The following is a 23529-nucleotide window of genomic DNA, read 5'->3' on the forward strand; positions in this document are numbered from 1 at the left end:
AGCTTGTAGCCAATCAAAACTACTTATATGAATAATATCAGTCCCCGCGTTTCGATTGAAGCGCGGGATTTTATTGTTGTGTAGATTACGCATGGGGTAACGACAGAGAGTAAAAGAATATATTTTATTATTTTAAAAAATTTTTTAGGTTGGACTAAAGATGTGGTATATTATTGTATAAGGAGATGATAATATGAATAAAAGTCTGGAAGAAATAAATGGTAAGGTGTCTTTTGATAGTGAGGCACATGGCGTCAAGAAAATGATTATGTATTTGGGACCAGGGCTGTTGGTAGCCGTCGGTTATATGGATCCAGGAAACTGGATCACATCAATGGCAGGGGGTGCACAGTTTGGGTATACGCTACTCTTTGTCATACTGTTATCCAGTCTGTCAGCGATGCTCTTGCAAAGTATGTGCGCGCGTCTTGGGATTGCTAGTGGTATGGACCTCGCTCAGGTTACCAAGCATATGAGCAATAAGCCTGTGTCCATCGCTGCATGGGTTGTTACAGAGCTTGCAATTATGGCGACAGATATTGCGGAGATCATCGGTAGTGCAATTGCTTTAAATCTGCTGTTCAACATTCCTCTAGTTATCGGAGTAACGATTACTGTTGTAGATGTCTTGCTGCTACTTGTCATCATCAAGCTGGGTTTCAGGAAGATAGAAGCTATTGTTGGTGTTTTAGTATTCACGGTCTTATTTATCTTTATGTTTGAAGTATATTTTTCTTCACCTGAATGGAGAGACGTGCTGGAAGGATTTCTGCCAAGTACAGCTATCGCTACAAACAGTAACCTGCTATATCTTGCTCTTGGAATCATCGGTGCAACCATCATGCCCCATAATCTTTATCTGCACTCATCTATCGTGCAGTCTCGGAACTATATACGTGATAATGTTGCTAAGAAGAAAGAGGCTATTAAGTATGCAGTGATTGACTCACATATTCAGTTGACGATTGCTTTTGTAATCAACTGTCTTATATTGATACTTGGGGCTTCGTTATTCTATGGCAACGGGGAAGAACTCGGCAGATTCTATGATCTATATAATGCGCTAAAGGCATCGACATTCACAGGTGCAGTGGGCGGTGCATTGATGAGTACATTATTCGCTATAGCATTGTTAGCTTCGGGTCAGAACTCGACAATTACAGGAACATTATCAGGTCAGATAGTTATGGAAGGGTTCCTAAACATAAAGATACCGCAGTGGGCAAGACGACTGATTACAAGGATGATTGCTGTAATTCCTGTTTTCCTATGCTTGTGGTTGTATGGTTCAAGTGCAACAAAGATTGAAGATTTGCTGATTTTTACACAAGTATTCTTAAGTCTTGCACTACCATTCAGCATTATTCCGTTAACGTTAGCAACAAGCAACAAAAAGATCATGGGAGAAGCGTTCGTCAATAAAACATGGGTGAATGTCATCGCCTGGCTGTTAACAGTAATCCTTAGCGTACTGAATATGTATTTGATTGTAGAGACGGTAAAAGAAATTTTATAATAATAATGATGTAAAAATTATATAATTGAATATGGCACTATTAAAAATGGATATAATGTACTTAGTTAAAAACTATAAATTAAAATTTAGAGCGTAGTGGATAGTATGAGTTTCTCAATGAACTTCAGAGTATTAATTATCTAATAAAAGTAATGAAGTTGGTGATAATTTTATATTAAACATAATTGAATCATTTAATGTAAACAAGAAATAACAGTTTGGGACATAAGTAAATCTTCGATTTACAAACCCTACTCAAGATAAAAGCAGAAATTCCATTTGGAATTTCTGCTTTTTTGATGCAAAAAAAGAAGCCCTTTTATATAATGTAATCACCACAAAAACATTGAAAAGGGGCTTCTTTATGTACAAAAATTATAACACAAATCAAATCACACTGCCAATGGATATAGAATTTATGATTCCAAAGGATGACTTATGTTTCATTGTACATGATCTAGTAGAATCAATCCCTGAAGAAGAGTATCAACAGTACAGAAATAGAATGGGTGCATCCTCATATCATCCCAAAATGATGCTTAAGGTTATTCTTTATGCTTATACTCAGTCTATTTTCTCAGGTCGAAGAATTGAAGCATCATTAAACGACAGTATTCGAATGATGTGGTTATCACAGGAACAGAAGCCTTCATACAGGACTATCAATAGATTCCGAGTAAACCCTATGATGGATAACCTGTTGAAAACTCTTTATGTAAATTTCAGAACACAACTTGTTGAATATAAACTGATTGACGAACAGTCAATTTTTATTGATGGTACTAAGTTAGAGGCAAGTGCTAACAAGTACACATTCGTATGGAAAAAGAAAATTCTTTCGTATCAAGAGGACTCGCTTTCTAAAGCTAAGTCTATCTATGACGATCTACTGAAATAGGAAGTCATTCCTGAAATACAGAATGAAAGTAAGGACGAAATCACAATAGACTCTTTAGCGCATATCGAAAGAAGTCTAAATCAAAAAATCGAAGATTTAACATTTCAGATTGATAATGAAGAGAATGTCACGGAGAAGAAGAGAATAAGAAGTGAAAGAACCCCAATCAAAAAGACGCATAAGGTGATTAAAGATATCTACGAAAGAAATATAAGATATAATGAGCAATTGAAAATCCTGGGCGATCGAAAAAGCTATTCTAAAACAGATTGCGATGCCACATTCATGAGAATGAAGGAAGACCATATGAAGAACGGTCAATTGAAGGCAGGATATAATCTACAGATTGCGACAAACAATCAATTCACTCTGGCTTATGACGTCTTTCCAAATCCGGCGGATTCAAGAACACTCACTCCGTTCTTGAATAATTTCATAGATTTGCATAAGCAACTTCCTAAATATATTGTTGCCGACGCTGGATATGGAAGTGAAGAAAATTATGAGACTTTGATTGATGAGTTTGAAGTTACACCTTTAATTCCTTTTAATACATACTATTCGGAGCAATCAAAGAAGAACAGAACAAATATTTTTAATACATTTAACTGGCCATATAATGAAATTGAAGATTATTTTACATGTCCCGAAAATCACAATCTTAGATTCTCTCATTATTCAAAGAGAAAAAATGGTGATTTCGGAAGTATATCCAAAGTATACCGATGTGAGATGTGTCAAAGTTGTCCACTAAGAGATAAATGCATTTCTAAAAATACTAAGGGCAATAAAAGTATTTATAGAAATAATAATCTTGAATACTTCAAATCAGAGATTCGCAAGAAGCTTTCAGATGAAAATACCGGAAGAATCTACGCAAACAGAAAGATAGACGTAGAACCAGTATTTGGATTTCTGAAGGCTATTTTGGGTTACACACGAATGAATGTGCGTGGTAAATCTAAAGTGAAGAGAGATATAGGCCTTGCGCTAATGGCAGTAAATATAAGGAAAATGGCCACCTCACGTGGTGAAAATAAAAATAAAAATAAAGAAATAGCGATAAAATTTGATTTTCATCAAATTTTATCGCTATCTTTATTATCAGGAGTACTTATGTCCCGGACTCTTCAATGCCTTTCCAACGATTGATTCATCAATCGTTACTCAATCAGTTAAGACTGTGCAGATTTAGATTTCATTAGACAATCACTGCAGAACAGCAGAAGATTGCAAGGGCAACTTGTTGAACGTAGTGATCTCTTGCAATCTTCTGTTAGTAGAACGTCTGCTTTAGCTGACAGTGATACTGTTCTGCTAGATTGTAGAATGATAAATCTGCACAATTCCAAACACGCTAGTGTTTGTTCCTTGCACTGTAAGCCGACAGAAGCCCCCTGGGCTTTGTCGGCTTACTTTAATAATCTGCCATATAATAGTAGTCTTCCTTATCAATATCTATCTGTTTTAATTTATGAAATGTCTCAAATGCTTCTGCTATGTAATGATAATATATATCATCATAATCATAACCACCAAAAAATGGTCCCATGTAAGTTGGTAACAAATTACTAGCTTTTTCGGGTGCCTCGATGATTTTTATCAATCTATCGTATACATCTTCTACCATATAATTATCAAGTTTAACTCTGCCAGGATTACCTAGATAATATCTTTCATCAAAATAACCATGTAATGCATTGAACTTTCTAAAATATGCTATTTCATCTAATCTGCCATCTTCTTCTTTTACAATATACATATCTAATCCCATTATATATCCCACCTTTTTTTAATTTTGCATAAAGAATATAATATGTTTTATATTATATTCTTTATGTTTTATGTTTTAGGTAAGTTATACAATCAAGTTAGCCACCTAAGGTGGAAGATACATTAATGGTTTATAAAAAAATACGCCATGACGAATTCATGTTAATATTGTAGTTCTCACACCGACAATAAAGGAATGAATTCGTATGACGCATATCAATGGTAACACGAAAACCGTTAAGGGCAAACACCTTTCTAGAGATGAACGAATCATCATACAGACGTTGATCAATGAAGGATATTCAAACAGAAAAATAGCTGGAAAGCTCGGTAGAGCACCACAGACCATCAATAATGAGATAAAGCGCGGCATGTACACACAAAAGAGCCAGCAGGTACAGAATAATAAAATCTACACTTACTACAAGTGCGTCTATTCACCTGATCTTGCTCAGGATAGATACTTTGAAAATCGTATCAAGTCAGGACGTCGTCCTCTTCCCATTACAGATAATCCCTTTGTTGAATGGGCCGACAATCTGATGATACATCAGGAAATGTCTCCGGCTTCCGTTATTATGCTTGCTAAGAAAGCTAAGCTTTTTCCAGAAAGATTCATACCCTGTATAAAGACACTCTATAACTGGATTGACAGAAAACTGATAAAGACACGTAATATCAATCTTCTGATGAAGTTAAAGCTTAAGAATAAGAAGCCGACAGGCTTTACTCGTATTAATAAAAAAGTACTGGGTCAGTCTATCGAACTACGTCCTCAGGCAGTGGATACTCGCACGACCTTCGGACATTGGGAGATAGATACCGTTGTCGGACAGAAGTCTGCCGAAGACCAGGTTCTCCTCACCATGGTTGAGAGAAAAAGTCGCTATGAACTTATCTTAAAGATCGATGGTAAACAAACTTGCCATGTAGTCAACGCACTACGTCGTCTGATAAAGGAAACAGGAGATGCTTTCCCTAAAATATTCAAGTCTATTACATCAGATAATGGACCTGAATTCAGCGATCTTTCTGAATGCCTCAAGGGATTATCTGAAGTCTACTTCACTCACCCCTATGCCTCTTGGGAAAGAGGGACGAAAGAAAATCAGCACAGATTTATTCGCCGGCATATTCCTAAAGGTATCCCCATTTCAACTGTAAAAGCTTCTACCGTCCATAAAATCCAGGAATGGATGAACAGATATCCACGTAAGATACTAAATGGACAGTCAGCAATGGAAGTGTTTTTGAAGGAGCTAATCAAGGAGAACATACTGAGTGAATCCCTAGGATTCTATATGAACTAGATTTGTCAGGGTGGCTAACTTGTAATTGCAATTTAGAACCAAAAATAAAATACTATACTGCCATTATAAAAAACGGTAAAGTATATATCAGACAACCAATCAAAAGTCAAACAGCTGCAGCTGCACGTTTAAAGAAGGGGTATGATGTATTTGCCACTTCGCAACAATATGCACTTAATGCTGCGAAATCTGCAAGTCCCACAGGTGTAGTAAAACATGAAAAACATGGTAAAGGATCTAATTATTATTGGCATTATCATGGTAGAAATAAACAAAACACAAAATCTTTAACAGGTCATTCATTTCATAAATAAAGGAGGATTCTATGCACTTAAAAATACAAAATTCAGATGAATATAAAAAACTTTTAGATGCCGTTGCAATATTTTCAAATAAAATTTCTATTGTTGTTTCAATAAATGAAGATTTTGAAAAGCAATCTATATATATGCAGTTTAAAAATAATTTTATTTCATCTTCTGTCACAAAGAAATGGCCAGGTACTATATCTACATCAAAATCTTTAATGTATACATTTACATTCGATAGAGATATGAAAAATTTTTTAAAAAAATATCCAAATTTCTTTACTAAATCTTTAGAAGACGGTTACATATGGTATTCATCTCTCGATGATATAGAAGCTGACTTTTCTTTTTATAAAAATGATGATTTAATTATGTATACTACTGGCCATGAACAAACAATTATAGTTATCAATTCTGATCTAAAAAACTATATCCAAACACATTTTAATCACATTATAGATAATTAGTTATAAATATATTTGTTTTATAGAAAGAAGTTCTGAAAAATCAGAACTTCTTTTTTTACATTTTATTTAGTCTACATAAATTGTACATAAACTCATTACTTTCTGTACACTCTTTTTTTATAAACATTGCAATCAAATTACCTTCATATTTATGTATAACAACTCATGTTTTAATCTATGTTTGATAACATGTACTGAATTAAGATGTAGTACATTGAAAAAAGAGATAAGAAGGAATGAAAATTGAATATGCAAGAGTTTCAAAATAGGTTACTTAAACTGGATCTTCAGAATGACAGTCTTGAAAATTATGGATGCGAAAAATTTTCACTGACAAGATGTGGGGGGAAAAGTCATCATTCAGGACTTAGAAGAAAGTAAGTCTAAAATATAGAAATAGACTAAATTTCTTCAATTATTATAGTCATGATATAATAATAATATGTATTTTATTTAACAAATTATTTGTGATAAAAGTATTTGAGCGTTTGGGGGAAGAAAATGTCATACTTACAAAATATATTTTTAGAATTTAATGAGAATATTACTATTAGCGAATCATACAAACACAAAATTAGAAGAGGAAGAAATACTTTAAGAGAAAAAATTAATGGTGGTTTTTTAAACGATGGTCACAAAAAACCAGAACATTTAACTCAAGGCTCTTATGCTATGCATACAGCACTATTACCAGAAGATGGTGAAGATTTTGACTTAGATAGTGGAATATATCTAAAAGATTATGATACTGAACAAATATATTGGCCAAGTACCATAGAAGTTCACAAACAAATATTATCTTATGTATCAGGGCATACAAATTGTATCATTGATAAAGATACTTGTGTCAGAGTTGATTATCAAGATAATTATCACATCGATTTACCTATATATATTATAGGTTTAGATAAACAAAATGATGAAGTTGCTTATTTGGCTCATAAAATTAATGGTTGGATTATTAGTGATCCGAAAGCCTTTAGAGATTGGTTTAATAATAATGTTAAAATTTCTGATGATAAGGTTGTTAGGAGAATTGTAAAGTATATAAAAAAATGGTCTAAAAATAAAAATATTAATTTACCAGGGATGGCAATTTCGATACTTGTTGTTGAATGTTATGAAAAAGCTGATAATGATCCAGATGTTCTTTTTAAAGTATTAACGAATATATATGATAGATTGGAAGACAATTTTTCATGTAGAAAGCCAATAAGACCTCTAGAAGAGGATTTATTGGAGAAATACAGCTTTCAAGATGAACAAGAAATTTTAAAAGAATTGAAGGAATTTAAAGATTTACTACATGAAAGTATTTATATTTCTGAAAATGAAAAAATGTCTACTGATATTTTATCGGAAATATTTGGGTCTAAATTTCCTATAGGGGATTCTGATGTTAAAAATATTAATATTTTAACACAAACTGATGTACCAGAAAAAATCGGTTTAAAAAATAGACATTATGCATGATAAGATACATGAGTTATATAGTTACTTTTTAAAATTGGGCTATATAGTTAAAATAGAAGACGATAAAATATCATGGAACATCAATATTAAAAATAATAATTTTAAACTTAGTATTGTGATTCCTGAATATTACCCTTTTGAGTTTTTAAAAATTAAAATAATTAATTTTAGTGATTTTGATTTCTATATTCCTCATACATTAACAGGAAATTATTTATGTCTTTATGAAGTTAATTCTGATAGACATAATTATAAGAATTATTTAGAAGAAGCAAAAGAAACATTACAAAGAGCAGTGGATATTTTGGAGAAATCTGTAGAAAGAGAAGTTGAAAATCAATATAAATATGAGTTTTCAGATATCTATCCTTTCCTGACTTCTAATCAAGTAAACTATTTTCTTAGTGAAGATTATAAGACACCTAAATTATTAAAATCTTTAGAGGGATTCAAAGATAAGGATAACAAAGAAAAGTTAAGAATACTCTATGATACTAATTATAGTATTGATTCATTAGGGATGTTAGTGAGTAATTTAGGAATAAAAGACTATAAAATAAAAGAATCTGTGCTTTATATTCCTGTTGAAAATAGCAATTTATCTTCACCAATAACTAAATTTGCAGATTTAATCAATGTCTTAGAAAATAATAAGCATTTTAATTTTTTTGCAGAGAAATTAATTAAAGGTCTATCTACTATAACATTAGGAGTTTATCAAGAAGGAATTAACATCCCTACGATCTTATGTTTTAAAATAGAAAAACTATATTTTCCTAAAGGAAAAATTGTTAAGAAATCATCTTATAAAAGTATATTGAAAATCAATAATAGTAAATTGTTGGTAAATATGAAGATTAATGATTTGTCGCAAAATAAACTGATTTTTAGAAGTGGTGATGGTCATAGCAACCGAAAACTAAGTTTTTATATTATAGGTTGTGGTTCTTTGGGGAGTTTCTTGAGTAAAAGTATATGTGATACTTTTGATATTGAGAATATAATACTTCAAGATAACGATATTTTAGAAGTTGATAATATCGGCAGACATCTATGTGGACTGAGAAGTCTGAACAAGTTTAAATCCAATGAGGTTGCAAAAGTAATCAATAATTACTATCCACATATAAACACTAAAGCTATATATACAAATATATTGAATGAATTCTTAGGTAAAGAGAAGCATTTGTTATCAGAAAAGTATGATTTTCTAATTTGTGTTGTAGGAGATGAAAATGTTGAGGAACAACTAATACAAATGTATGAAAAAAAGAAGTTGCACACACCACTAATTATAGTCTGGATTGAACCTTATTTGGTTGCGGGTCATATTTTAATTTTTAATGGTGAGCTTAATGAACTTTCAAAATCATATATTTTTGACAAGGAAAGAAATATAAAATTATCAGTTGTACAAAATGTACACCAGTATTCTAAATCTGAGGCTGGGTGTCAAAGTAGATTTATGCCTTATTCTGGCTTTGAAGTGCAGTTATTTATAAATAAATGTGTAGACTTATTAATGAATAATAGATATTTAGAAAAAAAGGGGAATTACCATATCACGTATTTTGGAAATATGAAGGAAGCTAGAGGAAAAAATATTGAAATCAAACAACAATGGACAGCAAAAAATAATAGGGAACTATTTGTTACTAGATTTGACGAATAATAATAAATTTCCTTATGAAGTTTATATTAGGAAAAATATCTTTGAAGAACTTAATATAGAGTACTCTCAGTCTTTATTATTCGAAGTCGGTGGTATTATTTTTGGGAGAAAAATATCCGATTCCAAAAAAATATATATTGATAAAATAGAAAGAATAATAAGGGGAAATTCTATAATCAAGTTAGCCACCTACGGTGTGCTTTAAAAAAATAAAAAATGAGCCATGTGCATCCATGTTAATATTGTAGTTACCACAACAAACAATAAGGAATGAATGCAAATGACTCATCTAAATGGTACCACTAATCATATTAAAGGAAAACACTTAACTGAATTTGAAAGACATCAAATTCAGATTTTGAAGAGTGAAAATTATTCAAATCGTGCTATTGCTAAAATTTTGAATAGAGCACCTCAAACGATTAACAATGAGATCAATAGAGGAACTGTTAAACAAATTAAGCGCATAGTTTCTAATAGTAAAGAATATTTTTATGATTATGAATGCTATTTCCCTGATGTTGCTCAACTTAAATATGAAACAAATCGTATGAATTCTTGCAGGACACCAAAACATCAGTTATCTCATGCTTTTATTGATTGGGCTGATAAGATGATGTTGAATAAAAAATGGTCTCCCGATGTTGTAATAGCCTATGCTAAAAAGAATAATATTTTTTGTGATTCTATTATTCCTTGTGTTTCAACACTATATAACTGGATTGAAAGAGGAATTATGAAGACCTCTAATATCGACCTTATAGAGAAGATATCACGAAAACCAATTACAAATAGAAGACCTAGTCGAAAAAATAAAAAAGTATTAGGAAAATCTATCGAAGATAGAAGTCACGAAATCAATTCTAGAGATGTCTTTGGTCATTGGGAAATTGATACTGTTATTGGTTCTAAACTTAAAAACGAAAGAGCGTTACTTACACTTGTTGAAAGACAGACACGATATGAAATCATCGTTCCTATTAAAAGTAAAAATAATGATGCTGTCACATTAGCATTAAGTCAATTAAAAGATCAATTAGATAATTCATTTTCACGAATATTCAAGTCTATTACTTCTGATAACGGATCAGAGTTCAGTGACCTTACGGAGACACTACCTGACACTGAAATATACTTTACGCACCCTTATTCATCATGGGAACGAGGTACTAAAGAAAACCATCATAAATTCATTAGACGGATAATCCCTAAAGGAATCAGTATGGAATCAGTATCTGATGAGATAATTTATCGTATCCAAAACTGGATGAACAATTATCCCAGAAAAATTCTAGATTATGAAACACCTAAATACCTGTTTCTGAAGTCACTAAAATCCGAAGGATTATTAAGTGAACCATTAAGCTACTATCTCTATTAATTTGGATGTAGTGGCTAACTTGCAATTGAAATTTTCGAAAGAATAATAAGTGAAAATAAATTTCATAATTCATATGAAAGAAATAGTAAAATAGCTCAACAACTTATAAACGAAGTTTGGAAGGAATCATGTGGTTATCTTAATTACTTGGGAGAATGGCATAGCCATCCTAAAATGAGAGCGTGGCCAAGTGTAAAAGATTATAAAACTATAGTTAGTTTGACAAAAGAAAAAGAAAGTTCTTTGTTTCCATATACAATTATGATGATTATAGGATTAGATAAAGAAGTCACAGTAACTATAGTGAATAGAAAAGAAGTGATTACTTGCATAAATATTCTAAATTAGAACTTCAGAAACAGTACGAATTAGGAGTTATATTTTTAACTTTAATATCTTATATAATATCTGTTTGTATAAGTCCATTAATAGATTATATAATCAAATTTCTAAAATTCATGAAATTCCCACCAAATTTTAATGAAAATATTAACTTATTAGTTAATTTTGGGATTTTTGATTTTTCTTTTACTCCTATAATAGTATTTTGGTTTCTATATTACCTTTTCGATAAATATTTATGGAAATGGAAAATAATTGTTATGTATTTCAAAATTCCCTCAATCGAAGGTTATTATTATGGAAGTTTAAAATCAAGTTATATTGATCCTAAAACCAATGAGAAGAAACCTACTATCGAAATGAATTTAACAGTTAAACAGGATTTCAATAATATATCTTTTATATGTAATTTCCCAAATACGCCATCAACCTCAAAAAGTCGTATGGCTGCATTAGAAAAGTATGAAAATAATGTAGCCATATTTGAATTTGCTTATTACAATCAGAGTGAAGATATAGATATTGAAAGCACTAGTCACTACGGATATAATCGTCTTTATTTTAATACTGAAGATGGTACGGTACGTGGGAGTTATTTTAATAATAGGGGTGTGAGTCCTAACAAAGGTATAATCAATTTAAAGAAATCTTCTGGAACTTGAAGGATTTGATTTAATATTTATGATCCATTAGAATAAATATTGATTAACGTAAGTCGATAATGCTAACACAATATGCTAGAATATATTTAATGAATATTTTTAGTATAGATTCATCAAAGCCCTTTTCTGTCCTATTAGAAAAGGGCTTTAGTGACCTTAGTTACCTACTTATTCGACTTATATATACAAAGAAAAAGTCATTATTGGCATACTATATGAATAGAATGCCTATGTGTGATATAATAATTGATAAAATTATATGATAGAGGATAAATTTATGGAAATAGAGGACTTTGATGAAAGTTCATCAGAGAGAATAGTTATTGCAAAATTAGATGTTGAAAAAGTATTTCACTATACAGGGATACAATTCTTTAATGAGGATGTGTATCTTACGCCTGGATTGGTCAAACATATAAAAAGAAGACATGATGGTATTTGGGAAATTTATAAAACAGAAATAAGCAATTCAATATTAAATCCTGATTATATAGGTGTAAATCCAAAACATGATAATAGTATAGAAATATATAAAAGATTAGACAATGTTATTCTAATAGCCATAACCAGTAAAGAGGATGCTGGAGTAATTATATCTAGTATTTATGAATTGGATAATGCTGAACATAAAATCACTAAAAGACTTAATTCGGGTAGGATTCAAGAGTTTGATTAAAATACTTGATAATAATGTATATGTCTATTATAATGAATATAATAAACTAAATAGAGAATTTTAGTATTTAAGGTGGGAAAGGTTCCCCACGCGCTCTCTTTGAGAGTTAAAAGAGATCCCAGATACGCCGCCTGGGTAATTACTAAAATGATATAAAACTTATTGATGTAGATATACATCAATAAGTTTTTCTTTTTAAATAAAATGTTTAAGAGTAATCAAAATATAGATAATTAACAGAAATAAAAATATAAGCAAGATAGACCTTAATCTAATTTTCTATTATAGATTTTTTAATTCTATAAACTGTAGTTCTTGTCACATCGTTTCTTTTAGCAATTTGACTAATAGGTAATCCCTCTTTTAATTCATCAACAATTTTAAAATATATTGTACGTTTTTGTAGGTCACGAGAAGTGGGAGAGTAAATTAGTGGTTTACCTTTAAAAGCACCACGTTTTTTTGCTAATGCTATACCTTGTGCTTGCCTTCTTTTACTTTCTGCACGTTCCTGTTCACTAATCATTGCTAGTATTTGAATAATTAAATCTTTAACAAATCTATCCATTAATTCATTACCAATAATCTCCTGCATGATTGGTAAGCTAGTAATAATAAGTTGAACATCTTTCTTTTTCAGAGTATTGATTGTTTCAATTACTTCATTATAGTTTCTTCCTAAACGATCCAAACTTTCAACAATAAATATATCCTTTTCTCTACTATAATTTAATGCTTCATTAAAAACTGGTCGATCTTTAATATTTTTGCCACTTACTTTTTCTGTAAATATTTTTTCGCAACCATTCTTTTTTAATATTTCAATCTGTCTATCCATATTTTGGCTACTAGATGAAACTCTTGCATATCCAATTTTCATTTTTTAAACTCCCAGTACTATACACTTATAATGTACACTCATAATACCATAAATCATGAATTTTGGATTGTATATTTTAAGTGTACTTATAAAATACAATAATAAGAGATGAAGACACTTCAATATGGTATAATCATCTTAGAACATAATGAGATTATTAAATTAAGTACTAACTTAGTTATTATAAAAATAACATTGAATTTTATGAAAGGAGTTATTTTAATGAAAAAGAAAGTAATAGTATTATGTGGAGGAAATTCGAGTGAACACGAAGTATCTTTAAAATCTGCTAAGAATATTTCAGATTCGCTTAATCAAGATAAATATAACTTATCTATAATGTATATAAGTAAAAGTGAAGAAGTTATTCCTATTACTTATGATGAATTAAAATTGCTAGTAGAAGGTAAAAAATTAGATCTTTCGATTTCCAAAAAAGAAAATCTATATTTAATTGGTGAAAATAATGAAGAAGAATGTGTAGTGTTCCCAATTATCCATGGAGCTTTCGGAGAAGATGGAAAGCTTCAAAGTATTTTAGAAACATTAAATATTCCATATGTAGGTAGTTCATCATCAACTTCTGCAATATGTATTGATAAAGAATTTACTAAAATAATTGTTCAATCATTGGGAATTAAAGTAGCTAAGTCTCTTACAATAAAAAAACATGAGAGTTATGTAAGTTATGAAGAGATAGTTGATAAACTAGGCGTTCCATTTTTTGTGAAACCATCTCGACAAGGATCATCAGTAGGTATCAGTCAAGTGACTAATGAATCAGAATATACCAATGGATTGGAGGAAGCATTTAAGTATGACAATAAGGTTATTGTAGAAGAAAAAATATCAGGATACGAATTAGAATGTGGAGTATTGGGAAACGATAATCCTATTGTTTCTGAAATTGGGAAAATAGAGACTAAAGATCAAGATTTCTATAGTTATGAAAATAAATATATTGATGAAAATGGTGCGGTACTAGAAATCCCTGCTAAAATAGATCCATTAATTAAATCTACTATAGCTAATTATTCATTATCTATATACAAAAAACTAGATTGCAAAGGATTATCAAGAGTAGACTTTTTTGTTGATAAGGAAAAAATAGTTTTCAATGAAATAAATACAATACCTGGTTTTACAAATATCAGTATGTATCCTAAACTATTTAATGCTGTTGGTATAAGTTACGATGATTTGGTAGATCGTTTGATTTCACTTGCAATAGAAGAATTTAAAAATAAATAATAAGGAAGGGAAGAATCAAAAGAAATGATTTTTCCCTTCCTTATTAAATTAAAATACTGATATGCTCCCTATAAAGTAGACACTTAAAAAGTGAAAACTTTATAGGGAGTTTTTAATTTGAGAAAAAAGAAAATTACACTTGATAAATATCAACAAATCTTCGATTTGTATGAAGACGGAAATTCATTTAGCAGTGTCATAAATAAGTTTGGTTTGGATATTAATAAAGTTACACTCGCAGCTGAATATAGAAGATACTTAGAACATGGTATTTACTCTCTTAAATCAAGAAAAAATAATCATTCATATACCTCAGAATTTAAAAAAAGTGTTATTAATGAGTATATTCAAAAGGGCAAATCATTTCAAACATTAGCAGCAGAATATAACATTCCATCTCATGAAACTATACGTAAGTGGGTAATAAAGTATACTGAAGGAAAAGAGAATAAAACTTATTCTCCAAAACCGGAGGTATATAATATGAAAGCTAGAAAAACTACTTTAGAAGAGCGTATTGAAATCGTAAATTATTGTATAAGTAACGAATTTGATTACAAAAGTACTGCTGAGAATTTCAAAGTGAAATATTCTCAGGTTTATAGCTAGGTGAAAAAATATAATGAACATGGTGAAACAGGACTTATAGATGGACGTGGAAAAGGAAAACCTACAGAAACATTGAGTACTGAGGAACAATTGAAATTAAAAGCATTAGAATCAAGAAATCAATTTCTAGAACTAGAGAATGAAGCTTTAAAAAAGAGAAAACAAATCGAAAGGCAGTTGATGAATCAAAAGTTAAACAATTAGCATCATATAAAACTGTAACTGAACTAAAAGAAAGATATCCTATTAAATGGATATGTGACGCTCTAGGTATTTCAAGATCAAGTTATTACAAATGGTTAAATAGAATAATTCCAAGCACTGAAATTGAAAATGAAAATTTAAAGAATGAAATTCTTCGAATATACAACATGTCTGGTGGTACTTACGGTTACAGAAGAATTTATATCTATTTAAGACTATTTACTGAATATCAGGTTAACCATAAAAAAGTACAACGAATCACTCAAAAATATAATATTAAAGCTTTGATCCGCCAGAAAAAGAAAAAATACATCCGTAGTACTCCAGAAACAACTGCTTTAAATGTGTTAAATAGAGATTTTCAACAAAACGAGCCAAATAAAGTATGGTTAACAGATGTGACAGAGTTCAAATTAAGAAACGGCAAAAAAGTATACCTTAGTGCAATCTATGATTTAGGTTCTAAAAAGATTGTGAGTTATGAAGTTTCACGAAGAAATGATAATCCATTAGTTTTTAATACATTTAATAAAGCTAAAAAAGAAAATGAGACTGAAGGTATTATTTTTCACAGTGATAGAGGGTTTCAGTACACAAGTAGAAATTTTAATAAAAAACTGAAAGAAGCTAAAATGATACAAAGTATGTCTAGAGTTAGCAGATGCATAGACAATGGTCCAATGGAAGGGTTTTGGGGTTTATTAAAATCGGAGATTTTTAAAAGTAAAAAATATATTTTTGAGGATTTTGATCAAGCTAAAAAAGAGATTAGAAAGTATATTAAATTTTTTAATGGCGATCGTATTTCATTAAAAATGGCTGCGCTAATACAAGCGCAGCCGAGTAACTAAGTTTTATTTTTTTAAGTGTCTACTTGACAGGGTGATGTTCATAATTATATTTTTTCAGGCATTTTTATTTTGAACCATGAAAATAGTAAGCCATATTTTAAAAACTTGAAAGTATATATAGATAATGAGTTTGCTATAATACCATATTATGAAGATGAAAGTGTTTATCTACTTAACGGGAGTAAATATATAAAAAATATTTAAAAGATAGAAAATTCCAGACACTTTATTATGTCTGGAATTTTAAAAATATAATAGTTTTTCATCCTAAAAACAAGTACAGAAAGAAGAAAGCAAATAGAAGAAAAAGGAGATAGAATGAAATATTTCGTTACTGAAGAATGGGCGGGACCCGGACCTGTAGCTACATTTATTTTCAAAAGTGAAAATCATCAGAATAGATATTATCTTTTCGACGAGTATGTGCTAGAGATCCATGATATACTCGTAATTTTTAATAAAAATTTTTTTGTAGCAGGAACCTGTAATTTTTCTAGTTTAGATTTGATTAATATTATAAAATATATTTTTATGAATAACATCGATGGAGGAAAATATAAAATTATTAGTGAATTTAAGGAAATAATATGGAAAGAGCTTTCTATGGATTCATCATCTGAATTGTTATTCGAAGGAGTATGATTGGTAGAGATTCTCTCTAAATTCAATATCACCTGAAGCGATCTGCTATAATGAAAGTGTCAAAATTGCACAGAAACACCCCCGGTATAAAACGATTAACACCCGTAGCTGTAGAGATACAGGATACGGGTGTTATTTTATGATCCAACCTATAAATTTACAATCTAATATGCGGCATTTAACACCTAACATCTAACACTTAACATATGATATGTAACATCAGACTCACAGGTGAATGAGCGCATCTATTCTATGATATTACAGCATGTCATAAGAAGATGCTTCCAGGAACAAGGATGATCCATTATAAGAAGATATATGAAGCGGCGTACTAGAACGTTACAATCTCCTTAAGCTCATTATATTTCTGAATTGCTTCATGAAGATGAGCGATCTGTCATATACATAGATTTGAAGCTAAGCTGTACTTCCTGTTAGTAGTTATGGCGCAGTATGGAACATTACCGCTCAAAATAAGCTCTGTCAATGCAAAGCACCAGGAACACATGCGTAATAGAAATGTAAAGCAGCATCCCAAATACCTTACAGAGAGAATATAGGTATATATGACCTGCTAGAAGCGGTATCATAAAAGTTATCCCTACAGGTTCCCTATACCAAGTAAAAGCCGATATCAGCTACCTTTTTGCACCTAGAAATAATTTTGGTGATATTATTTTTTGGTTTTTTTGTTGTTAAAAAAATAAGTAAAAATGGCTAGTAATAATATGGATATGAGACTAATAATATTTATTATCATCTGAGATTGAGCACCATCATTAAACAATCCATTAAGAGTTACGATTATAAGTATTAAAATAATTATAAAAAAAACAATGTTTCCTTTTTTATACATAAGACACCTTCTTATCTTGTATCATTTTCCATAGCATGTTATCATTTTTTTGTATAAAATACAAATAATAGGAGATGCCATTATGGATAAAAAGATTAGTAAATTGACGATTAAAGTAACAGCATTAGCATTGTTAGTAACTCCAATTTCTCAATATTTTGATCAATCAACTGCGTTAGCTAATACAGTAAGTACAGAACAAGTACAACAAGAAGCTCGTAATTTTGAAAAGGAAGTGACACCGTTTTTAAGTTTGATTGAAAAAATGCCTCAATCTATCGCTGATCAAGGTATAGATGCAGGTGTTAAATGGTTGAATGAAAATAAAACTAGTGAATTTGCTAATCATGTTTTTGTGAATCAAAATGGCTCTCTTGTATTAAAATCAACTGCTCCATCTAATAAAAGTACCGTGAGAACCTTAGACTGGGGAGCTTGTATTAGTGCTGTAGGGGTTGCTGTGGTAAGCAATGCGATTCCATGGACTAAAATATTGAAAGTTAAGAAAGCTGCTAAAGCAGTTGGCGGGATGACAAAGATGACAAAGATGATTACTACGGCTTATCAACACCAAAGAAATCTAGGATTATCAAGAACGAACGCTCTAAAGAAAGCAGTTTCAATATCCGCAAGAACATTTCCAGAAGATGTACAACAAGCATTAATTGAATTCTTTTCTTTGGGCGGGCTATCAGCTTGTTTCTAAGAAGCAGATTAGTAAGCTGTACCGATATAAGAAAGCGATCCACTGCAATAATAAATATACTATAATGAAAGTGTCAAAATTCTATAAGAATATCCCGATGTAAAACGAGTAACACCCGTAGCTGTAGAGATATAGGATACGGGTGTTATTTTATGATTCAACCTATAGTAAACAATCTTCGTCCTTATATCACATCGTCCCACTCCCCCGCTTCAGTAGAAAAGTGATACGCACCCTTAAAATGTCTTGCTTCAGTAGAATACGTCTGAAAACCGCTTCAAAAGAAAATAGATATAAGTTTAGCCGATTTCAACGATTTTTTAATCGACTGCACCCATCAACAAAAAATGCACGTAATCGTCATTGCGGACTTAGCTTCGCAGTCCTATGAACGATTACAGGCATTTTTTGCTTCGGGACAAGTCTCCTAAAAAATAGTAGAAATCGGCTAAAAAAGTGAGTGCATTCTGTTGACATGATTAACATAATGTCATATAATAAAGGTAAGTTGAAAGGGGGATAGCATATCAACACTATACAGAGCCTAATCTTCCAGGCTCAACACACACAACACACACAATTCAAAGGAGCGTAAGGAACATGAAAAAATTTGACGAAAAGTACATCTACAAAATCACAGAGAACAAGACGTATTACAGAAAGACAAAACAGGAACGTATAAAGCTTAACTGTAAGGACAACGTTATCGACTTCGCAAGAGAAGAAATCGGGTACTGCGACAGAGAAAAGTTGCTAGTGCTAGGTGTCAACACTAAGAATGAGGTCATGATTGCCTATGTGGCGCATGTCGGTACGGTAGATGCCTCACTTGTACACCCAAGAGAGATATTCAAGCCACTGATAGAGAACAGTTGCACAGCTTTCATAGTCATTCATAACCACCCGAGTGGCTATGCAGATGAAAGCATACAGGATGTTGAAATGGCAAGAAGAGTAGACAAAATCGGGGATATGCTTGGTATCGGGATGTTGGATGCCTTAATCGTAACTGATGATGATGCGACAAGCCTTAAGAGTAAAGGGTTAGTTTAATGACAGGGGGGGAATTTGCCCCCTAAAAAATTTTCGGCGGCTCCGTCTGACGTGTGTTGTCGTCTAGTTACAGCCTTTGAGAAAACCACTCAAAGACTTACACAGACGACAACACACGCCAACCTCCGCCAGATGATACTGTAAAAAGTACCCCCAATAATAGTATACAAGGGTGTACAAATGAAAGAGGATACAGGAACATAGAAGACAGATAACCCTTTCAGATTTGAGGAATATCGTATAAAGGACTGTAGCAACCCTTAGAACGAACAATGAAGCGTTCTAGGTATGAAACAGAACGTTAAAGGATAGAAGCGGCTAGCATACTGAAGCAGAGAGGAGCATTGATATGTATCTTACAGAACAGTTGAAACGTTTCAGTTCGATAGATGGATACCTTATAGAAAAAGGGATGACACAGGAAGAGATAGATAGTAAAAAGCTTGAAGCGGTAAAGTATCCCAAAAAAGAGTTTAGGTACTGTTATGAGGAAGTTGGAGAAGATACAGAGATACGAATAGTACCTATGAAAGATATACATGATTATGCAAGGCTTGAAAATAAGTGTAACGGTATAAGTTGGCACTATCATTTGAACGGAAGGTTTTTTGACAGTGATTACACGCCTACCTTTCAAAAAGAAAGATTTTCAAGGTTATTCGAGAAGTGGCATGATATGAATATATCTGAGATTAGAAGACTGTATGAAGAACAACCGTCAAGCTTTAATAGCTTCTACTTTATAAAGTATATTGATGAACATGGGAGGACGTATTACTACCAGGAAACAGATGGAAGCCATCGACTTGTTGTAGGCAAGGTTATAGGTGTAGAGCATGTATTTCAAAAGCGCTCAACTGTATTTAAGGTGAATAGAGAAAAGTTGAGGTTATTCAGAAAGGTACAGGATATAGAGAATAAGCGAGATACATTTTTAAGTACATCTGTACTTTTTGAAAAATCGGAATGTCCTGTAAAACCAGTGCTTGTAAAAAATTTCGTTATATCGTCGGATAAAGAAACATATATCCGTGCAAAAGCAACAGACTTTGACAGGCTATATAAACTGGTAAAATATAAACCAGAAGCGGCTAGTGGAGAAATAGAAGAAGCAGGGTTATTCGTTGATAATATGGCTTATGTAGAGCGCAACGTTATAAAGGCGCTGATTGAAAGAAGAAGCAGCGTGAAGCGGCTTATAAATCTTAAGGTAAGACATAAGCTATATGGTTCATACAGCGACCACGTGAGCTTTAATGGTAGAAAGAAGGATGAAGCAGTAGGGAAGCTGACAGATTATTTTGAGTATGAATTATATTTACTGAAGCATAAGGATAATGACAAATACACAGAGAAGATGAAACAGCTTAAAGAAAGATATAACCAGTTGAAACAGGGTAAATAGTACGAAAGAAATTTATCGGCGATCCATATATGAGTCTAATAGATATAGAAAGAGCGATACAGATTATACGGACAAATAAAGCTGATACAGAGCAGGTAAGACGTTTAGGACATTCTGTAGGTATGAAGCGTTTATCATTCGCTCAGAAGGACACAGAGAAGAGAGAGGGGAATAGAGATGGATAAGTCAGAATTAAAGCAGTATCTGAAAGAAAATCTCATCAATAGAGATGAAGCAGTGAAGATTACAAAGCAGAGTAAAGGGACGTTCTCAAATGCAGTACTGAAAGGCTATATCCCTGTATTCTATGACACTGGAAGTACAAAGCTGTTCTTAAGAGAAGAGATAGAACAGTACGCAGTCAGCAAGGAAGAGAGAGCTAAGCATAGATTAAAAGGTAAGGATATGCAGACAGTTAAAAGAGAGGATGAAGCATGATGAATATCAGATATAAGGAGAGAGAAGAGATGTTGATTACAGGTAGAAAGGAAGCGGATAAAAAGACAGAGCAGAAACATTTAGAGCAGACAGGTGAATATAAGGTAACTGAAGAGAAGTTAATCATGCCTGAAATGAAACAGTCAATGACAGAAGGATATGCTCAGAAAGAAGAGTAGTAAAGCCTATTGAATATGTGTGATATATGATGTGTGTAAATGTGTGGAAAGATATGCTATCGGAACGTATAGGGACTCTAGAAAACTGGAGCCCCTATTTTTTGTGGTTATAGTGTCATAAAATATAGTATAATAAATTATAGTATATTTTATGATAGGAATAAGAGAGGGGCAAAGGATAGCCAGTAATACAAGCTGCTATCAGTAGATATGGATAATACACATAAGTCTAAAGAGATGAGACACGCAGTACAGAGATTACTGAAATCAAACCTTACAGGGTACTATATATCAAAGCATACAGGTATCAGTCAGACGACGATTACATATCTTAGAAAAGAGAAGAGAACACTGGATAATATGACTTTAAAAAATATGGAGCTTCTTTATCAGCTTTACCTGGATAATGAAGCGGATATAGAGAAAGGATAGATGATGATGAACATTAAGGATCTGGCAGAAGCAGAAATCCTGGTAAGAAAGATGAGAAAACCATTAAGAGATGAGCTAGATGTTGCTATAGAGGCATTAGGTATCTTATATATGCTAGAAGAAATTGAGACTGATGGACTTACTGCATTAGAGCTTTGTGGTTTGTTGCATATGAGTCATCAGAGACTGTCCCCGATACTAAAGAGCTTAGAAATTAAGGGGTATGTGAGTAGAAAAAGAAAACCGACAGACGAACGATCTATCGTAATATTCATGAATACAGAGAATAAAGAGAACTATAGAATACTTAAGAGCTACATAGAAGAGCTATAGACTGAAGCGGTGAAATGCTGAGGTCTTTTATTAAATTGTATACAAGAGTGTACAAAATACAACAAGTCAAATTTCCATATTATATAAGTAAAAAATTGCAATATAATTACAAAAAAATTAATATTAATTTATATATTGAGATAATCTTCATTATATAAACAAGAGAAAGAGGAGATATTTATGAAAAAGAATGCTAAAGTTACTACAATTCTAGTTGCGAGTACCATGTTATTCTGTTCATTCACACCATTTGTTGCAGAAGTTTCTGCAAATTCGACTTCTGTTCAGAATGTCTCTACGGAACAAGATATTAAACAAGTCACTCCTGCTCAATTACAGAAGTATGATCAATATGTTAAAGTCTCTGGAAATCAGTATGTTTTAGATGAGGGTATCTATGATGTTGCTGATAAAACAACCATTTCAGCAATTCGAGAACAAATTAAATTTTCAAATGAACAAGTCAGTATTCATAGTGAAAATATTAATAGTGCGACAAAGGAACGAGTTGAAAAACAAAAATCAGTTGTTACATATAGTGCAGCAAGACCAGCACATGAAGTCAGAAAATATTGGTGGGGTGTAAAACATATATTCAGAACTGCAACAGCAGCAAAATATCAAGCATCTCAATGGCAAAGCGCAGCACTTAAAACAGCCTTAGCATCAATTGTACCTGGAGTGGCAGTAGTGGGAATACCAGCAGCAGGATATGCAGAATTACTTTCACATGATTTGAGTAGTTATTCAGATGCACATCCTAAGAGTAAAATATATATGGATGTAAATAAGTGGTTTACATACTCATTTGGTATTTGGAAGGACTAAGGTTTACATATGAAAAAAAAATATTTTTTACAAGATATAATTAATATAATTCTATTAATTATAATATTTTTAGCCGCTTCTAATATAATTGATATAGATAGTTTTTTGCTTAAGGCTTTGATTCTAATTACGTTAGTGAATTCAGCAGTGATGATTTATAATACGAGAAAAGAAAAATATAGAGATTAATTTAAAGGCATGCTCTTGGATACTGAGAGCATGCCTTTATTTTTAATAGAGAATAGATTATAAAAAGAAAAGAGCTAATAATAGTTCATATATTTTTTATGATTATATTAGTGTACAAGAGTATACAACAGTGTATAAAGGTGTACAACAGTATACAAATGATAGAGTAAATCTGAAGTGGTACTAATAAAAGAA

23 protein-coding genes and 2 pseudogenes are annotated in these 23529 nt (G+C 31.6%); 23 read left to right on the forward strand and 2 right to left on the reverse strand.

Annotated features, from left to right (window positions below):
* The first annotated feature begins 193 nt into the window (after nt 1-193).
* Together KYI10_11930 and KYI10_11935 are read left to right on the forward strand one after the other, a co-directional pair.
* Complete coding sequence (locus KYI10_11930; GenBank protein QYA34100.1) at nt 194-1516, forward strand: Nramp family divalent metal transporter; 1323 nt, start codon at nt 194-196, stop codon at nt 1514-1516.
* A 364-nt stretch (nt 1517-1880) separates the two neighbouring features.
* Nucleotides 1881-3619: pseudogene (locus KYI10_11935) on the forward strand (IS1182 family transposase).
* A 212-nt stretch (nt 3620-3831) separates the two neighbouring features.
* On the opposite strand, the gene KYI10_11940 reads toward KYI10_11935, so the two are convergent.
* On the reverse strand, nt 3832-4188 hold the full coding sequence (locus tag KYI10_11940; GenBank protein ID QYA34101.1) for a hypothetical protein: 357 nt from the start codon (nt 4186-4188) through the stop codon (nt 3832-3834).
* Nucleotides 4189-4393: 205 nt separating this feature from the next.
* On the opposite strand from KYI10_11940, the gene KYI10_11945 reads away from it, so the two are divergent.
* From KYI10_11945 to KYI10_11985, 9 genes are all read left to right on the forward strand, one after another.
* Nucleotides 4394-5497 carry an IS30 family transposase gene (locus KYI10_11945; protein QYA34102.1) on the forward strand — a complete coding sequence of 368 codons (1104 nt, stop codon included), beginning with the start codon at nt 4394-4396 and terminating at the stop codon, nt 5495-5497.
* A 2-nt stretch (nt 5498-5499) separates the two neighbouring features.
* The gene (locus KYI10_11950) at nt 5500-5811 is read left to right on the forward strand and encodes a hypothetical protein (GenBank protein ID QYA34103.1); all 312 of its coding nucleotides are present in this window, start codon (nt 5500-5502) and stop codon (nt 5809-5811) included.
* An 11-nt stretch (nt 5812-5822) separates the two neighbouring features.
* The gene (locus KYI10_11955; GenBank protein ID QYA34104.1) at nt 5823-6272 is read left to right on the forward strand and encodes a hypothetical protein; all 450 of its coding nucleotides are present in this window, start codon (nt 5823-5825) and stop codon (nt 6270-6272) included.
* 501 nt (nt 6273-6773) lie between these two features.
* Nucleotides 6774-7745: a CBASS cGAMP synthase gene (locus KYI10_11960; protein ID QYA34105.1), complete on the forward strand. Its 972-nt coding sequence runs from the start codon at nt 6774-6776 to the stop codon at nt 7743-7745.
* Nucleotides 7738-9417 (forward strand): ThiF family adenylyltransferase, encoded by a 1680-nt coding sequence (locus KYI10_11965; protein ID QYA34106.1) that lies wholly within the window; start codon nt 7738-7740, stop codon nt 9415-9417. Before KYI10_11960 ends, KYI10_11965 begins: the two co-directional genes overlap by 8 nt.
* Nucleotides 9418-9697: 280 nt before the next feature.
* Nucleotides 9698-10798, forward strand: coding sequence for an IS30 family transposase (locus tag KYI10_11970; GenBank protein ID QYA34107.1), 1101 nt, complete (start codon nt 9698-9700; stop codon nt 10796-10798).
* A 105-nt stretch (nt 10799-10903) separates the two neighbouring features.
* Nucleotides 10904-11146, forward strand: a complete 243-nt coding sequence (locus KYI10_11975; protein ID QYA34118.2) for a Mov34/MPN/PAD-1 family protein — start codon at nt 10904-10906, stop codon at nt 11144-11146.
* A complete protein-coding gene (locus KYI10_11980) occupies nt 11125-11802 on the forward strand; it encodes a hypothetical protein (protein ID QYA34108.1) in 678 nt (225 codons plus the stop codon). Before KYI10_11975 ends, KYI10_11980 begins: the two co-directional genes overlap by 22 nt.
* A gap of 259 nt (nt 11803-12061) precedes the next feature.
* Entirely contained in the window at nt 12062-12478 is a 417-nt protein-coding gene (locus KYI10_11985; GenBank protein ID QYA34109.1) for a plasmid-related protein, read from the forward strand.
* A gap of 271 nt (nt 12479-12749) precedes the next feature.
* Here KYI10_11985 and KYI10_11990 read toward each other — a convergent pair whose 3' ends face one another.
* Nucleotides 12750-13358: a recombinase family protein gene (locus KYI10_11990; protein QYA34110.1), complete on the reverse strand. Its 609-nt coding sequence runs from the start codon at nt 13356-13358 to the stop codon at nt 12750-12752.
* 222 nt (nt 13359-13580) lie between these two features.
* On the opposite strand from KYI10_11990, the gene KYI10_11995 reads away from it, so the two are divergent.
* From KYI10_11995 to KYI10_12750, 12 genes and pseudogenes are all read left to right on the forward strand, one after another.
* Nucleotides 13581-14609: a D-alanine--D-alanine ligase family protein gene (locus KYI10_11995; protein QYA34111.1), complete on the forward strand. Its 1029-nt coding sequence runs from the start codon at nt 13581-13583 to the stop codon at nt 14607-14609.
* 117 nt (nt 14610-14726) lie between these two features.
* Nucleotides 14727-16273 (forward strand): annotated as a pseudogene (locus KYI10_12000) (IS3 family transposase).
* Nucleotides 16274-16591: 318 nt separating this feature from the next.
* The gene (locus KYI10_12705; GenBank protein XBW67578.1) at nt 16592-16915 is read left to right on the forward strand and encodes a hypothetical protein; all 324 of its coding nucleotides are present in this window, start codon (nt 16592-16594) and stop codon (nt 16913-16915) included.
* Nucleotides 16916-17853: 938 nt separating this feature from the next.
* Complete coding sequence (locus tag KYI10_12710; protein ID XBW67579.1) at nt 17854-18477, forward strand: hypothetical protein; 624 nt, start codon at nt 17854-17856, stop codon at nt 18475-18477.
* Between the two features lie 600 nt (nt 18478-19077).
* Entirely contained in the window at nt 19078-19530 is a 453-nt protein-coding gene (locus KYI10_12715) for a JAB domain-containing protein (protein XBW67580.1), read from the forward strand.
* Between the two features lie 349 nt (nt 19531-19879).
* Entirely contained in the window at nt 19880-20935 is a 1056-nt protein-coding gene (locus KYI10_12720) for a hypothetical protein (GenBank protein ID XBW67581.1), read from the forward strand.
* 29 nt (nt 20936-20964) lie between these two features.
* A complete protein-coding gene (locus tag KYI10_12725) occupies nt 20965-21120 on the forward strand; it encodes a hypothetical protein (protein XBW67582.1) in 156 nt (51 codons plus the stop codon).
* The gene (locus KYI10_12730; GenBank protein XBW67583.1) at nt 21113-21373 is read left to right on the forward strand and encodes a hypothetical protein; all 261 of its coding nucleotides are present in this window, start codon (nt 21113-21115) and stop codon (nt 21371-21373) included. The genes KYI10_12725 and KYI10_12730 overlap by 8 nt, the downstream gene beginning before the upstream one ends.
* On the forward strand, nt 21370-21552 hold the full coding sequence (locus KYI10_12735; protein ID XBW67584.1) for a hypothetical protein: 183 nt from the start codon (nt 21370-21372) through the stop codon (nt 21550-21552). The genes KYI10_12730 and KYI10_12735 overlap by 4 nt, the downstream gene beginning before the upstream one ends.
* Before the next feature lie 237 nt (nt 21553-21789).
* A complete protein-coding gene (locus tag KYI10_12740) occupies nt 21790-21984 on the forward strand; it encodes a DNA-binding protein (GenBank protein ID XBW67596.1) in 195 nt (64 codons plus the stop codon).
* Entirely contained in the window at nt 21985-22317 is a 333-nt protein-coding gene (locus tag KYI10_12745; GenBank protein ID XBW67585.1) for a helix-turn-helix domain-containing protein, read from the forward strand. It begins immediately after the preceding gene.
* 180 nt (nt 22318-22497) lie between these two features.
* Entirely contained in the window at nt 22498-23145 is a 648-nt protein-coding gene (locus KYI10_12750; protein ID XBW67586.1) for a hypothetical protein, read from the forward strand.
* Nucleotides 23146-23529 lie beyond the last annotated feature (384 nt).

Source organism: Macrococcus sp. 19Msa1099, from assembly GCA_019357535.2.
Lineage (GTDB): Bacteria > Bacillota > Bacilli > Staphylococcales > Staphylococcaceae > Macrococcoides > Macrococcoides psychrotolerans.